Here is a 15421-nt window from a genome sequence, read left to right as displayed (position 1 = left end):
TTGCCGGTTGTTTTGTTGTTATTTCAGTGACCCTACCTTGGATGTCACCAGGTCGTACAGTTCCTGAGGCCCCAGGCGGCTCAAGGTGTCTCCGTTAACGTAGAATGTTGGGGTTCCGGAAATTCCAACCGCCTTAACGTCCGCAGCATCCTGTTGAATAATGCCGTCAATCTCGGGTGAGTTCATACCGGCCCGAGCGGCTTCGACATCAAGTCCGGCTGACTCCGCCGCATCCCATGCTGCGGCGACCTTTGGATCATCGTGCCATTTCGGTTGTGCTTCCATAACAGCGTCCAGTACCGGCTCATAGACCCCCTGTTCACGGGCGGTTTCCAGGATTCTGACGGCCTCTTCCGAGCCTTTGTGAAACAATACGTAGCGCAGTACCAGACGCACGTTGTCCGGGTAGGCAGCCTGAATCTGTTTCACATAGGGATGCATGGCGCGACAACCTTCGCAGGATGGGTCGAAGAACTCGACAATGGTTACCGGCGCGTCCTCAGGGCCAATAACGGGAGAGTAATCCCTCACCAGTGGCGTTTTTTCAACAACGGCGGGTTCATTAGTGCCCTGGGAGCGATCGTAAATAACAAAAGCACCAGCAAAGACAACCAGACAAAAAAGAAGGAGACTGATGACCAGGGTTCGGGTTTGCACGGGAGATCTTCCTATTTTAAATGAGTTTACGGGTTTCAGATTATTCAGGTGTCCGGTAGCAGCCGACTAGGCACCCACCGCAGATAAAGCATCATTCCAAACAGTTCCAACAAAGACTGGACGACAATCACCACGACGGCCACAGCCCAGGCCTCTGGCATTGACAGTGCCAAAGGTAAAACCACGAAGGAGTTGCGTGTTCCTAGGCTGAAGATGACGGTGCGACCGGTTTCTACCGGTAATCGAAAGACCCGGCGCAGAGCCTTTCCAACCAGAGCCGCAGCTAGAAGATAGGCCGGAAACAGAATCATCAAGGGCCAGATAAGTGAGCCGGTACTGTCGATCTGGCTGACCTGTGTCATTGAGATGATGAACAGTACGACTGTCAGCAGAGGGACCGGCATCAGACCCATGAAGCGAATGAACCCGATGGCTTTTCTGGAGTTTTCGGCCCATTTTTCAGTCAGAAATGCCAGGATAAGCGGGACAATAATCAGCCCGCCAAAGGCCGGCAGGAGGTGCCGCCCAAGCTCAAGATTCACGTCGAACTGATTACCCATGAAAAGCCAGAGGTAAAGTGGAAGAAGACCCAGTTGAGCAATCAGCAGAACCGGTGTTGCCGCAATGGCTCGGGTGCTGTCCCCCTTGCCTAGGTGAGTGAAGGTGACAAACCAGTCGGTACAGGGCATCAGCAATACCAGAAGCACTCCCAACTTCAGCGCGTCATTGTCCGGCAGCGCCAATATCAGCAAGGCAGTGATCGCCGGCATGACCAGAAAATTTCCGGTGAGCAAGGCACCCATGAACCGACGGTCCCGGAACATATCAGACAGGTGGGTCAACGGTGTTTGAGTAAATGTGGCGTAGAGCAGAACTCCGAGCAACCCCCAGATTAAGTAATCCGGCACACTGTCACCGAGGGACGATGTCCAATCCACAGACAGTCCGAAAACAACAGCGATGAGGTAGGCCCAGACCTGGTGGCGTTCAATTACGTCTCGCATGGCGTGCTCGTAACCGAGTGGAATGTCGGCCATTCGCAGCATATCTGCCACACGGTACCCTTTTCAGCAGCCCTGCTAGCCATGGCCATAAGTATGGGCATCTTTGTGACTGTGATCAGGATGTTCAAACTCCAATGTTGAATGAGTGATGCCGAACTCGTTTTCCAAAGTTCGTTTTATCCCACCCTTGACTTTTTCAAGTTCATTCCAGGCACTTATTTCGACCACCACATGGGCGTCGAGGGAGGCATCATGCTCACCCATCTGCCAGAAATGTACGTGGTGAAGGTCTAAAACGCCTTCTACGTTTGATAAAGCCTCGATGACAGAATCTGTGTCGATATCCAATGGACTACCCAGCATGAGTGTCCGGATGGTTCCGCCGATTTCCGTTAGACCCAGGTAGAGAATATAGCTTGCGATACCAATTGTGATCGCGGGATCAACCCAACGCATGTCGTACAGGAGAATCAGGGCGCCGCCTACAACGACTGCAATTGACGCAAACGCATCAGACAAGTTGTGTAGAAACAGCGCACGGATGTTGACGCTGTCCTTTTGCATGGAGTAAGTAAGCAGCGCGGTCAAACCATCCACTACCAATGCGATAATGCCAAGCCAAACTACCCACCACCCCTTGATTTCCGGGGGATCTATGAATCGCATGCCACCTTCGTAGATCAAATATGCCCCGATCATTATCAAAGTGGTGTAATTTATGAGTGCCGCAACAACCTCAATTCTCCCGTAGCCAAAGGTCATCTTCGAGTCGGCCGGGCGGCGTGCAATCTTCCGCGCCGCAAATGCGATAAATAGTGACGCCATATCCGAAAAGTTGTGTATAGCGTCGGCTATCAGCGCCAAGCTGCCAGCGAAGATCCCTCCAGCGATCTGAGCCAAGGTTAGGATACCGTTCGCCCAGATAGCTACTGCAACTCTCTTATCCTTAGTATCCGGTGACATGTGAGCATGCTCGTGGCCCATTGTTTTCTCCTTGGTCGTTGCTGTTCAATTAAACGTAGTCGCAACACTCGCTAAGCCTGGCTCAGAGGGCTTAGCGAGTGTTGCGACCGCGCGAAAACTAGCCATTCTGGCGATTTTCCATGTTATTCCCGGCACCTTTCTCGGCTGTGAAGCTCGTGACCAAAATCATGGCCACGCCCAGGACGATGAACACGTCGGCAAGGTTGAACGCCGGCCAGTGCCGGGATTGCCAATGAAAATCCAGGTAATCGACAACATAGCCTCGAAAAACTCGGTCGATGACATTTCCAAATGCACCGCCAAGTACCATCGAATAGGCTAGTGCTTCGGTTCGCTTATGGCTGTCCCGAATCAATTTGACCAGAACAGCCGAGACGACAATGGCTATCGCAATAAAAAAATATCGCTGCCAGCCACCGCCATCGGCAAAGAGACTGAAGGCAGCGCCTTTATTCCATACGTGCACCCAATTAAAGAAAGGGGTGATCTCAACCGATTGTCCGTAAGCCATGGATTGCTGGACGAGCCATTTAATAAGTTGGTCGGCCAGAGCTATAAGTGCCGAAAAGCCGAGAAAAGTGAGCGTAAAAAAGCGAGAACGGTCTTCAGACATCGAATTATCCTTTTAGCGCAAGGATGCGCTTGGCACCAATGAGTACAATGCCTCCCACAATACCGCCAATAACCAGATCCGGGTAGTTGGAGCCGGTCCAGGCAACAAGAAGGGCTGCAAGGATAACTCCCAGATTGATAACCACATCATTGGCCGAAAATATCCAGCTGGCTTTCATGTGAGCACCGCCGTCACGGTGTTTGGCGATCAGGAGCAGGCAACTGATGTTGGCAATAAGGGCCACAGATGCGACGGCCATCATCATTGACGACTGGGGATCACTGCCAAACAGAAAGCGCCTGCCAACTTCAACCAGTACCCCAGCGGCAAGGATAAGCTGGAGTATGCCAGCCACATGCGCCGCTCTGACCTGCATTTTGATGCCGTGCCCAACGGCGTAAAGCGCGAGACCGTAGACGGCGGCATCGGCAAGCATGTCTAGCGAGTCTGCAATCAGGCCAGCGGACTGGGCGATCAGGCCCATCGTCATCTCGACCAGAAACATCAGTGCGTTGATTGCCAGCAGTATCCATAAAGTGCCGGACTCTTCGCTTTCGTTGGCCTTAGAAGATTCAGCCGCTCTGACGGATTCAGCGCTGGCGTCTTCTGTCCTCTGCAAGGAAGCGCCCAGACCCAGGGTTTCCAGTTTGCTGGTAATAGGTCCGACTTCGCCTTGATGGATAATTTCCAGCTTTCGATTCGATAGGTCGAATGAGAGTGACTGAATGTTGTCAAAACCCGTGAGCGCCATTCGAATCATTCGCTCTTCTGAGGGGCAATCCATTTTCGGCACGCTGTAGGTGCTGAGCTGGCTGTCTGTTTCGGCGGTGACGGGGCTCTGAAGCTCATTGTTAACGACAGAATCTTCGCTGCCACACTGTCCATCGCAGGGTTTGCTCATTTTCGCGGCTCCGGTTCTCACACAAGTTCCGTTATTTAAAACCCTGTAGTCACTACAGGGTCAACGTTAAGTTGTTAGTTTTTGACGACACTGGTGAACCCACCGCGATTCGACGACTTGCGGTATGACCCTGTAGTAACTAAAGAGTTGAACTGGAGTACATTAAAAGGAGTTTGAGCAACGATGAGGCAGGGCAACAAGAGCGTACTAATCCTTGGTAGCTACGGAGCTGCAGGGGCGGCTATTGCAACACTCTTGGGCAACGGATCGACAGCGACATTGTCTTGGCAGGCCGGTCGCTGGAAAAAGGGCGTGAACGGGCGGAACAATTAGATCGCCCGGGGAATACCGGGCAGAGCTGGCATCAAATTAACAAGGTGGTGTCCGGTTTAGCGGGGGCCAACACAGGGAGCGAACAGAAGAATTTAGTGAATGACCTGGCGTCAGACGGAAAGCGCTTCCGTGCCCACGACGCGATGTACGAAGACAGCCGCTTATATTCAAGTTCAATTCAGTGTCAAAGGATATAATAAAAGGTTTTGGTTTTAGGTTGTTGAAATACAAAGAAAAAATTTAAAAATGTAACAACTCTGCAATAAGTGCAAAGCACCATCTACTCAGCATTTGAAAGACTTCAAGTGTCATTTTGAATCTATCTAATCTGAAGAGGTGTCCATGAAAAAGTGTCTATCAATGTTGGTGTTTGGTGGGGTTGCAGTAACTTCAATGAATGCACTAGCGGGGGAAGGTCCTATCCTGTACGGCAAAGCCAATGTTTCGTATGAAAACCAGGACGACGGTAATAGCGATACCTGGAAGCTCCAGAGTAATGCGTCCCGTCTGGGGGTAAAAGGGGCGCTCAATACCGACCTCGAAGGCTTGGAGGCGATCTACAAGGCAGAATTTGAAATATCGATTGATGATGGAGATAAGGATGGCCAGACTTTCTCGCAGCGTAATATTTACGGTGGCTTCAAGCAGGCGAACCTCGGTGCACTGATTGCGGGAAAATTTGACACACCTTTAAAGTCAGCGCAGGGCAAGGTTGACCAGTTCAACGACTTACAGGCGGATATAAAAAATATCATGGCTGGTGAAAATCGGACCAGCAACATTGTTCAATACAGTTCTCCACGTCTGTTTGATGCTGTGGGCGTTAGTGTTGCCGTCATCCCGGGTGAAGAGCAGTCAGCTGGGGCAGAGAACGACGGACCTGCGGATGCAGTTTCCAGCTCTTTTACGTTTGAGAATGACCATTTCTACGGAAGTATTGCCTACGATTCTGATATCGAAGATTCACTGGAAGCCGATTCAAGTGGCGATAGTCGTCTCAATATCCTGCGAACCGTAGGGAAGGTCCGATTAAGCAACTTCGAGATCGGCGCAGTTTACCAGTTGGCAGAAGAAAGCGATGGCCCTGGAGAAGATACGTCTTATCTGGTTGGCGGTGCCGTTAACCTTGAGCGTTGGAAGATCAAGGCGCAGTACGGACTGACAGAAGCCGAGACAACAAACGAGGAGCTAACCCTGCTGGCCTTGGGGCTCGATTATAAACTGGCTAGCAAGAGTAAGGTTTATGCTTACGTGTCTCAGGTGGAGGCGGACTTGGCTGACTCTGAGGACTCCACATTTGGTGTGGGCTTCGAGCATAAGTTTTCCATGTAGGGTCGAGCGTGATCGCTGAATACAGGGAGACCGACGTATCTGAAATCTTTTCCGGATTTCAAGTTCATTTAAGGTTCGTGTGAGAGCCTACTTGTGAGTTATCTAAGGTTATTTAATGGCGGGAATGCTTCATTCCCGCCTTTTTTTTGACCTTTAGTCCGTTGTTCTAGCTGGTTTTAAGATTTACGCCACGATCCGTACGAATCGGATATCACAAACAATCAAGAAAGAAACTGGAGGGGATTACATTGAAACGCAACATTCTGGCCACTGCGATTGCAGGGATGACAACACTGTCGGGAAGTTGGGCCGCGACGGCAGCGGAGATTGAATTCCACGGTGATATGGATAACCGCTTTCAGGCTTACACCAATCAAAGAGACTGGTTTTCTGGTGGTAACTCAGGTGGCGGTACGCTGAAAGATGACGAGCCGACCGAGAGCTTCGGCGAGGTCAAATATCGCTTCTGGGCGAAGGCAACTTCCGACGACAAGAAAGTTACCGGTGTATTCGCGACGGAGATTGGTGGCATCCGCTACGGTGAGGGGTCGGGTGGCGACTATTCCGGTGATGGTGTGAACATCGAAACACGGTGGGCTTATGTGGATTTCTTGGTGCCCAACACGCTAGACCAGCGCGTCTCGCTGGGCTTGCAGCCAGTGTCAGTGAACCGCCATGTCTGGACTGAAACCGCCACAGCCGCTGTTTGGAAAGGCTCACTGGGCTCTGGATTTGACTATCAGTTGTTATGGGGGCGAGGTGACTCTTCCAATGAGAGCGGCGTCGACTCAGAACAGGACGAAGGCTGGGATGGCGCGGACAACTTCGCGGTCAACCTGAACAAGCGTTACTCACCGAACCTGAGCGCGGGCCTATTCTATCTCTATCAGATGAATGATCAAATTGCTGAGGGAGTAGGTACGGTAAATAGCAGGGAGTATGAACTGAAGAGCATCGCTGATAACTCCAAATATTCCGTTTCCAGCTTCGGGGTGGAGATGGATTATGGTCTAGAGATGTCGCTAGGCCGCATGTTCGTGAAGGGTACGGTGATTGGCCAAAGCGGAACAATAGAAGGTGTAAATTTCGTCCCATTGAATGGTACTACGAACCCCAATACGAACTATGACCTTTCGACCTTTCTGGGACGCGGCGAGCTCGGGCTGCAATTTGGACCAAACCAACTGACGTACACCGTGCTCTACGCATCGGGCGATGGCAATGAGCAAGACGGGGACTTCGACGCCTTCATCGCCACGGATGTCGACTTCAGCGACAGTATGATTTTTCAGGAAAACATGACGAGCGATGACTACTTCGCCGAAACGCCCTATATCCTCGACAAAGGGTATTTCATGAACAAGCTACAGCTCGATCATAAAGTAGCGGCCAATATTACGGTCAGCGGAATGATTGTCTACAACCGCTTGGCTGAGGACATTGCACTTGCCGATGGATCGTCCTCAAAAGATCTCGGACTGGAATTTGGCTCCAAGGTCTCGTACTTCCCATACCCTTCGCTTGAGTTGTCGGCAGAAGCTGCATACCTGGCATCAGGCGATGCCATGGATGCGCTGGAGGAAACTGCCTTACAGGACGGCAAAAGCGATCAGGACATTGTTCATGTTGCCGGTCGGGTAAGGTACAAGTTCTAACAAGAACGGGGTGGTGGGAGCGCCACCCCGCTTTTGTTATACGAAATGAATCCGCATTAAGTGACTTTTTCCTATGATGACTCGTTCTGCAGTATTTGTGTTCCTGATGCTACTACTAGCTGGTGCGGTACAGTCGGTTGAGCGTGAGCATCCAGCAAAGGCAAAGGTCATTCAGGTAGATCGTGATCAAAAAGTGCTTTCCCTCACAGTCGACGATGCCACTGTTGAGGTAGGTGATTTGTTTGTTGTGTTGCGGGAGCCTGATCATGCAGGCATCCCGGAGAAAAACCTTGCAGTCATCGGTATCGAGAGTATCGGAAAGGATCAAGCAGTAGGGAAAGTGCTGTTTGGAACGATGCCCTCCGTTGGCGCTGTATCGAAACGCTTCTACGGTATTCCGGCGGTGTTTACTGACAGAGTCGGCGATCCCACGCCGGTAACGCCGGCGTTGAAAGCCCGATTTCCTGATCTTTTGTGGCGGGACGAGCCAGAGGCGTCAAACGATGTGCCATTGGTGCGCTTTCAAGTTACCGGGAGAGGTCAAGCCGTTGCGACCTACAATAACACCTGGTTGGTCGGCATCGTACAGACCGATGCTGAAGCACATCGGGTAGGTTCAGTTGAGGGGGAGGCTTCATCGTCTCCATATGCGAAGCTGCCAATCAATGCAAAGTCGTTGTCCGCGTTTCGTTCTGGCAGCGATTACTATTTTGCGGCGGAGCATGGAAACAAACTCAGCTTTTTCCTTGTTGATTCCAGCGGGGCTGTTCAGAGCCTGGCGTCCATTGAGGTGCCCCGTCGGGAGAAAGTCATCCGAATGGACTGGTACGTTTCAGAGAACTCATATTACCTCATTTTGAATCAGTGGAATGGCCGTAGTGTTTCAAGTTCTTTGATCCAGTTGGCCGAGGGGAAGGCTGAAACCATCGGTTTCATTCCCTTAATCTTGGGATTGCAGGATTTGGACGCTGACGGTCGCCGGGAAACTATTCTCGGGCAGTCTTTCTACTCAGAGCAGGGGTTTGGTTCAGAGATCTATAAAATATCAATCTCACCGAACGGGCCTGATCTTGAGAAGGCCGTTCATGAAGAATTAAGCCAGTACACGCCAGTGTTCCGGGTAATCGGTGCCGTTGTTCAGAACGAACCGAGACCTTTGAATATGGTGACCGTCTCCCAAGGGAAGGTTTCATTTTTCCCTGCTGGCACCGAGGGCCCACATCTGGACTATGAGATTGGAAGCCGGGTGGCAGGCACGAGTATGACTTACGACGTGTCGCCTGAGTTGGTGTTTAGTCCGAGGCAAACACTATTTTTGCCGAACCTGCTCGTACGCTCCGGTGGGGACGCAGTTAATATCGGGATTCCACAGGAATCCAGTGCAGCCGAAGATATGATAGGTGTTTATGATACTCGAGTTGATTGGTTGACGCTGAGATCCGGGAAATCTCCCAAAACGCAGTCAACAAGTCTTCTAACGTCGGTTCCGGTGTCCCCCGTATCAGGCAATACAGAGTTATTCTTTATGTCGCCGGATGAAAACTCAGTTCAAAGTGACAGTTTTGACGTTGAGACGTTGGTGTATCGGGCTGCTATGCCTACTGGTCGCTGACTAAAGCTGGATAAGTTGCCCTTGTAGTCGTCAAATGCTTCTGGGAAGCTCGATTAGAACCCGAAGACCACCTTTGGGTGATAAAGAAAAATGCATGGCACCACCGTAGTCATTGATGATTTCCTCAACGATTGATAGGCCAAGGCCATAGCCAGGGGTTTTTTCGTCCAGTCTTTTCTGGCGCTTGGTAAGATCGGCGAGTTGGTGTGACGCTACTCCGGGGCCGTCATCTTCAACAAGAATGGTCAAAGTGTCATCGTGAAGTTTCAAGTGTAGATGAACTTCCTGAGAGCACCATTTGCTTGCGTTATCAAGCACATTACCCAAGATCTCATTAAAATCACGCTCATCAATTGGCCAGACAAGCTCTCTGGGTAATGTTTCTTGAAGATGGATCTGTTTGTAAGGATAGATTCGACTGACTACGTCCACCAGTGCCAGAGTTCTCTCAATGATCGGTGTCGCCTTTCCAATGTACTGACCGGACATTTCGGTTTTTCTCATTTGAGTGTCGATCAGCTCGTGCATTTCAGACAGTTGAGACTTAATTTGACTCGCGATTGTGGTGGGAATGGCTTCGTCATTGATCATGGAGTTTATGACGGCAAGGGGGGTTTTTAAGCTATGAGAAATATCTGCGGCTAGGTGGCGTGAACGGGTAAGTTTTTTGTCGTACGACTCTAATAGACGATTAAGATGTTTGACAAGTTCATTGAATTCTTCAGGTACGTTCTCATCCAGTCTATTACGCTGACCCTTTTTAAGCGACGTTAATTGGGCACTCATCATTTTTAAGGGTTTTAGTGCGATAGTTACCCCAATAAATATGATCAATGATATCGTAACGAGAATTGTAAAAGATATTATCCATATAAGAACGTGGATTTTGTCAAGCGTGTTTGGTGAGTAGGAGCTTTTTTCAATTATAGTAACGCTTAGTTTATCTTTTCTATTATTAAATATTTTGTAGTAGCCAAGGATTGAGCGATCATCATCCGATATGTGAAAAATTCCAGGCTTTCTGAATGATTCTACCACCTGTAAATTCGGTTTAATGTTCTCGCTTGTAAAACTCCGACCTTGACTGTCTTCGATGTGAATAGAATATTGAGACAATGAAATATTTCTGATAGAGGATTTTGTAATTTCTCCTTTATGATTTGTTAGCATCTTTACAAGTCGGTTGCCTGCAGCCTCTAACTGCTGCCTGTGAAGCTCGTCATGGATATAGTCGATTAAAAGAGTGTGTGAGTAGAATATTAGCCCGGTACACGCGAAGCCCGTTAGAGCCAAGAAAGTAAGCAGTTTCCGTTTTATTGAAGGGCGTTGTTTTTTTCTAGGCATATTGGCTGCCAATCAGGTGGTTAGAAGTTGTATCGACTAAAACTAGGCCGAAAAAAGCCGCACTACAAAAGTAGTGCGGCAAGACGGAATGGTGGAGACCATTCACAATGCAACTGGATTTTAAATATCATCTATTGGCGAAATTTTCTTCTTAATTCATCAGCCGTCTTCAATCGACAGGAACGTAGTGCGAAACTCGTTCTAATGACTAAACTGATCTTCTGAAAACTGGTCCAGTTCAGATAGATTGATATCTCCCGATTTGATCATCTCGTGATAGATATCGTCGTTATTCGATAACATCAATTTCCGGCGTGCCTCCATGCCCACTTCAGATAAGGCCGCCTGTGTCATTACCCTATGCTGTCTCTTCATATCCTGAATGCCGCTTTTAGAGAGCATGTTTTGTGCCAGCTTATCATCGTTGGCCTCAGAGGCATGGAGACTTCCTGCCGCCATGGTTAATGCTAGAGATGTGAGCAAGAGATGTTTTCTCATGGAGTCACCTTTAAGTTGAATGGCCTGCATTCCAATGGAAACAGATGAACTTTAACTCAGCTTGAAAAAACAAAATTAGATGATGAAAAAAGGGCATAGTTAGAAGAACGGTTGCGATGGAGTGTTAATACAAAGGTATTAAGGGTTCTTTTTTTCAACTTCGTTTCAAGTTCATCTGCTATCAATGGTGATGTGTTGTTCTGGCTGAAAGTGCCGGCATAACCAGCAACTTACCGGTGGTGGCATGTAACCGAAGCGCCTTACCGTTTGGTTTATGAGGTGTCGATCGCCGGTAGGGGATCTTATAACGAAAGCTCACGGAGACTGATTTATAATGCAAACTAAAAAACTTAGGTTAGCGATAAGAGCAACACTTGCGATTTCAACCATGGGCCTGGTGGTCCCATCTGCTTTGGCGCAATCAACTGCGGAACTTCAAAAGCAGATCAATGACTTGCGCAGTCAGGTGGATCAGATGGCGGGGACCAATGATTCCAAGGGGTGGTTGCTGCCCGGCACAAACACTTCGGTTACGATTGGTGGTTACGTAAAATTGGATATGATTTACGACACAGACCAGGATGTCGGTGACTTGCATGATCCGAGTGTTCTCGATACATCCGTAGAGGATGGTGATAGCTCTTTGAGAGCGCATGCCCGTCAATCACGAGTGCGTCTCGGAACCAGTACCCCGACCGATATTGGAGAAGCCAAGACAGTTGTTGAGGCAGACTTCTACGGCGGTGGTGGCAACGAACTGTTCTCCAATTCACGGGGGCTTCGTATTCGTCACGCCTATGGCGAGCTCAACGGCTGGCTCGCGGGTCAGACGTGGAGTAACTTTATGCACTTTACGGCTTACCCGACTACACTGGACTTTAATGGGCCTGTGGGTGTGAGCTTTATTCGTCAGGCACAGATTCGTTACACGATGGGCCTGGGTGACGGACAGTTCTCGGTGTCAGCTGAAAATCCTGAAACCAGTGGGTTTGAAGGTTCACGTGATACCGTTCCTGACCTTACAGCCCGTTACAAGTGGACTGGGTCTGGTGGTGGATTTGAGGTTGCTGGCTTGGCCCGTTCTCTTAAGACCGACGACGCCAGTGCGACAGGTGACGACGCTGCGTTTGGATATGGCGTCATGGCGGCTGGTCGACTCAACGTCACTTCAGAAACCTCGCTCATGGCCGGAGTTGTTTTAGGCGATGGTGTAGGTCGTTATCTTTACAGCTCGTATAGTAACAACGACAGCACTGCGAGTCGGACTGGCATCGGTGAGGCATATATAACTTCCGATGGTGATCTCGAAACTATCGAGGCTTATGGCTTCAACGTTGCGGCGAGCCATAAGTGGACGCCAAAATTCACCACGAGTGTGGCCTATGGGTTTTTAGAGGGTGATCAGGACGAGACTCTCTTTCCAAACTCTTTCCAAACGCTAGAGAGCGCGTACTTCAGCAACTTCTACCAAGTGGCGGATCCGGTGACTGTAGGGGTTGAGCTGTCGTACGCCAACAAAGAACTGGCAAACGGTGAGTCAGCTGACAATACCCGTCTTCAGTTGGCTGCACAGTTTAGCTTTTAAATCGCTATTACATTGCTTCACATAGTTGGACCCCACGACGGGCCTCAGTAGGCCCGTCGTACGTTATTGTTCACTTACACGCGATGCCGTCAGGGGCTCTTTCACCTCTCCTCCTTTTACGACGCTATCCCTGCCATTGTCTCGTCGATTCGACCTGTAGTGGTCAACTAATCCCGGACAGTATTTTAAGGTTTTCCTCAGCTGCAACAGGCGAAATGCCGCCGTTGAATGCGTGAGGCCGCTGCCGGTTGTAGTAGTCCATCAGATAGCCACCAACATCTCTTTTTGCCTCAGGCAGATTTCGATAACCCAGGGCCGGTATCCACTCAGATTTCAGACTTCGGAACAGTCGCTCCATCGGTGCGTTGTCCCAGCAGTTGCCACGCCGGCTCATGCTTTGTGTCATTCGATAGCGCCAGAGCCTCTGACGGAACTTGCGACTGGCGTACTGACTGCCCTGATCCGAGTGGAACATGACTTTCTCTGGCTGACCACGCTGTTCCCAGGCGTGATCCAGAGCTTTTACAACCAGGTCCGCATCTGGACTGGATGACATTGCCCAGCCAACAACTCGCCGGGCATATAGGTCCAGCACCACAGCCAGATAGCTCCATCGCTGGCCGCTCCAGAGTAGAGTAAGAGGCAGGGCGTAGTCGAACTATCTCCCTGCCTCTCCTCTCCGAACCGGACGTGCACCTTTCAGCGCATCCGGCTCTCCGCTTAAACGCTGGCGAAGGCCATAGCAACTTCGGGAAAGCGAGAGGTCCACGTGTTTCTGGACTCTGTCCTCAGGTAGGGATTACCCTCTGGAAGACGCCAACGGAATCGCTTTTTCCCGTGACCGACGAGTCGGTACAGGATGGCGCCACTAAATAGCCCCTGATTGGTTTTGCCATACAGCACCCAAGTCTTACTTTGACCTGAAGCCGGGGCTTTGAACCAATGACGCATCAGCGGTTTGAGCCGGGAGCGATATTTGCGGCCCAGCCAATGGGCCAGTTTCCAGAACACGACACCATCGATGTAGCTGAAGACTTTCGCTTTGTAATCGACGAACTGGTAGAACGCCGCCCAGCCTTTCAGCTTTCGGTTGATGGATTCGACCATGTCGATTTTGCTTTCACTATAATTGCCTGACAGCTTGGCGGTTAAAGATGCTGCAAAGTTACGTGCCTTATCCCGGGGGATTGTCGTCACCACCCGCATGTCGCCATAGCGGCTCCGCTTGCGGATGATGCGATGCCCCAGGAACACGAAGCCGTCATTCACATGGGTAATCTTGGTCTTATCCATGTTCAGTGTCAGCTTGAGAGTTCCTTCCAGCATCTCCCGGCATTCTTCTCTAATCGCCTCTGCCTGGGCTTTGGTGCCCTTGACGATAACCACAAAGTCATCGGCATAGCGGCAGTAGGCGACGGCTGGCTTCCATTGTCGGTTCTCTCGGATGGCTGAGCTTCGACCGATTCGGATACTGTGGTTCCAGTACCATCGATCCTTTCGGGCCTTTTTGCCGAGGTAGCGCCTATTCAGGTACTGATCGAACTCATGCAACATGATATTCGATAGCAGTGGCGATATAACACCGCCCTGAGGTACGCCCTCACTTGCTGCCCGGAAAAGACCTGCATCAATATGACCGGCTTTTATGAATCGCCAGAGAAGGTTCAGGAACCGTCGGTCCCTGATTCTGCGACGTACAGCTTTCATCAGAAGCCGGTGATGCACGGTATCAAAGTAGCTGGACAGATCCCCTTCAATGACCCAGCGTCCGCGCGTTTCCTTATTGTCCGTCAGTTGCAGTTTCACTGTACGGATCGCGTGATGAACGCTCCGCTCCGGTCGGAACCCGTAGGAGAGCGTATGGAAGTCGCTCTCCCACATGGGCTCCATCGCCATTAACATGGCCCGTTGAACGATGCGGTCGCGTAGGGTCGGGATACCCAGTGGTCGTTGCTTGCCGTTGGCCTTTGGGATATACACCCTTCGGGCCTGTAACGGCTGGTAAACATCGGAGAGTAAATCACTCCTGATCTGTTGAAGAATAGCCGGCAGCCTGTCCTGCACAGTCAGCTTGATCTCTCCGTCTATCCCGGGCGTGTTTGCCCCTTTGGAAGACAGAGTGACCCGAGCCGCTTCTGCGAGCCAGTCAGGCTGTGCTATCAGGCGCAACAACCTGTCCACCCGGCGGGTGGGGTCGGTTGTTGTCCAGGTCGCTAGCTTGCGTTGCATTTCGCTGATTATCAAAGGTCTTCACCTTGTTTGGTCAGGTAGTTTGCTTGGCAAACACGTTTAAACTGCTCCCCTTCGCCATGTAATGGGCTTTCCCCATCGCGGACTACTACGGGAGCTCCGCCAGTCAACTTGGCATCGGGGTCATGCCCCCTTGGCATCCAATATTGACCTTCCCCGGTTTACCTATCTGGACTCCAGCATGCTGAGGAGGCTGCCCATCGCACTCTTTACCCTTGCTTGCCGCAAGTTGACAGGAAGCAGCAGTCCAATCTGTGATGGATACTGCTGAACCGAAGCCCGAGCTACCAATTTGGACTTCTTCGTTTGGCAGCGCCTATGCGTCATGCTGCCCAACCTTCCCGTACGGCTTATCAGGTCACGTAAGCCGTGGTGACATTTCAACCCACAGAGGCGGATGAATGGGTTCATGTTCTTCAGCCTTTCAGCACTCAGCCTTGAGGATCATCTTGGCTTAGTGACCTCGCCTCAATCCCCGTTGTCAGCGGGTTACATCACCCTGCGGGCATACCGCAGGTCACTGCCGCTCAGGCTCACCACCCTCACAGTGGGTGGGATTGATTGGTTACTTCCTCCTGAATTACCGGTTCAATATTCCAGATAGACTCGTGGTCCATTTGAGCTTCCATGCTCGCCCTGGACTCCGGGCACAC

General features: G+C 50.6%; 12 protein-coding genes and 1 pseudogene. 4 read left to right on the top strand and 9 right to left on the bottom strand.

The window, feature by feature from the left end; genetic code table 11:
- Nucleotides 1–18: 18 nt before the first annotated feature.
- The 5 genes from MWU62_RS18045 to MWU62_RS18025 all read right to left on the bottom strand — a co-directional run bounded on the left by MWU62_RS18045 (nucleotide 19) and on the right by MWU62_RS18025 (nucleotide 4159).
- On the bottom strand, nucleotides 19–657 hold the full coding sequence (locus MWU62_RS18045; RefSeq protein ID WP_058091791.1) for a thioredoxin domain-containing protein: 639 nt from the start codon (nucleotides 655–657) through the stop codon (nucleotides 19–21).
- A gap of 44 nt (nucleotides 658–701) precedes the next feature.
- Nucleotides 702–1703 carry an arsenic resistance protein gene (locus MWU62_RS18040; RefSeq protein ID WP_206769037.1) on the bottom strand — a complete coding sequence of 334 codons (1002 nt, stop codon included), beginning with the start codon at nucleotides 1701–1703 and terminating at the stop codon, nucleotides 702–704.
- A 33-nt stretch (nucleotides 1704–1736) separates the two neighbouring features.
- Complete coding sequence (locus MWU62_RS18035; protein ID WP_008169406.1) at nucleotides 1737–2645, bottom strand: cation diffusion facilitator family transporter; 909 nt, start codon at nucleotides 2643–2645, stop codon at nucleotides 1737–1739.
- Between the two features lie 97 nt (nucleotides 2646–2742).
- Nucleotides 2743–3258, bottom strand: a complete 516-nt coding sequence (gene lspA, locus MWU62_RS18030; protein ID WP_023011862.1) for a signal peptidase II — start codon at nucleotides 3256–3258, stop codon at nucleotides 2743–2745.
- Nucleotides 3259–3262: 4 nt separating this feature from the next.
- On the bottom strand, nucleotides 3263–4159 hold the full coding sequence (locus MWU62_RS18025; protein WP_023011861.1) for a cation transporter: 897 nt from the start codon (nucleotides 4157–4159) through the stop codon (nucleotides 3263–3265).
- 675 nt (nucleotides 4160–4834) lie between these two features.
- Between MWU62_RS18025 and MWU62_RS18020 the strand changes: the two genes are divergently transcribed.
- The 3 genes from MWU62_RS18020 (at nucleotide 4835) to MWU62_RS18010 (ending at nucleotide 9091) form a co-directional block, all read left to right on the top strand.
- Nucleotides 4835–5824, top strand: coding sequence for a porin (locus MWU62_RS18020; RefSeq protein ID WP_227714370.1), 990 nt, complete (start codon nucleotides 4835–4837; stop codon nucleotides 5822–5824).
- 248 nt (nucleotides 5825–6072) lie between these two features.
- Nucleotides 6073–7479, top strand: coding sequence for a hypothetical protein (locus tag MWU62_RS18015; protein WP_247116165.1), 1407 nt, complete (start codon nucleotides 6073–6075; stop codon nucleotides 7477–7479).
- Between the two features lie 73 nt (nucleotides 7480–7552).
- Complete coding sequence (locus MWU62_RS18010) at nucleotides 7553–9091, top strand: hypothetical protein (RefSeq protein ID WP_247116164.1); 1539 nt, start codon at nucleotides 7553–7555, stop codon at nucleotides 9089–9091.
- A gap of 30 nt (nucleotides 9092–9121) precedes the next feature.
- On the opposite strand, the gene MWU62_RS18005 is transcribed toward MWU62_RS18010, so the two are convergent.
- A complete protein-coding gene (locus MWU62_RS18005; RefSeq protein ID WP_058341919.1) occupies nucleotides 9122–10435 on the bottom strand; it encodes an ATP-binding protein in 1314 nt (437 codons plus the stop codon).
- A 201-nt stretch (nucleotides 10436–10636) separates the two neighbouring features.
- On the bottom strand, nucleotides 10637–10933 hold the full coding sequence (locus tag MWU62_RS18000; protein ID WP_058341918.1) for a hypothetical protein: 297 nt from the start codon (nucleotides 10931–10933) through the stop codon (nucleotides 10637–10639).
- Nucleotides 10934–11267: 334 nt separating this feature from the next.
- Here MWU62_RS18000 and MWU62_RS17995 point away from each other — a divergent pair, with 334 nt between their 5' ends.
- The gene (locus MWU62_RS17995) at nucleotides 11268–12518 is read left to right on the top strand and encodes a DcaP family trimeric outer membrane transporter (RefSeq protein ID WP_247116163.1); all 1251 of its coding nucleotides are present in this window, start codon (nucleotides 11268–11270) and stop codon (nucleotides 12516–12518) included.
- A gap of 163 nt (nucleotides 12519–12681) precedes the next feature.
- Here MWU62_RS17995 and MWU62_RS17990 read toward each other — a convergent pair.
- Together MWU62_RS17990 and ltrA are read right to left on the bottom strand one after the other, a co-directional pair.
- Nucleotides 12682–13158, bottom strand: a pseudogene (locus MWU62_RS17990) (IS3 family transposase); the annotation flags it as partial.
- Nucleotides 13159–13238: 80 nt separating this feature from the next.
- Nucleotides 13239–14762, bottom strand: a complete 1524-nt coding sequence (gene ltrA / locus MWU62_RS17985) for a group II intron reverse transcriptase/maturase (RefSeq protein ID WP_099616115.1) — start codon at nucleotides 14760–14762, stop codon at nucleotides 13239–13241.
- Nucleotides 14763–15421 lie beyond the last annotated feature (659 nt).

The sequence above is a fragment of the Marinobacter sp. S6332 genome (genome assembly GCF_023016045.1).
Classification (GTDB): domain Bacteria; phylum Pseudomonadota; class Gammaproteobacteria; order Pseudomonadales; family Oleiphilaceae; genus Marinobacter.
The sequence above is the reverse complement of the archived record's forward strand: the minus strand, read 5'-3'. Positions and strand labels throughout refer to the sequence as shown.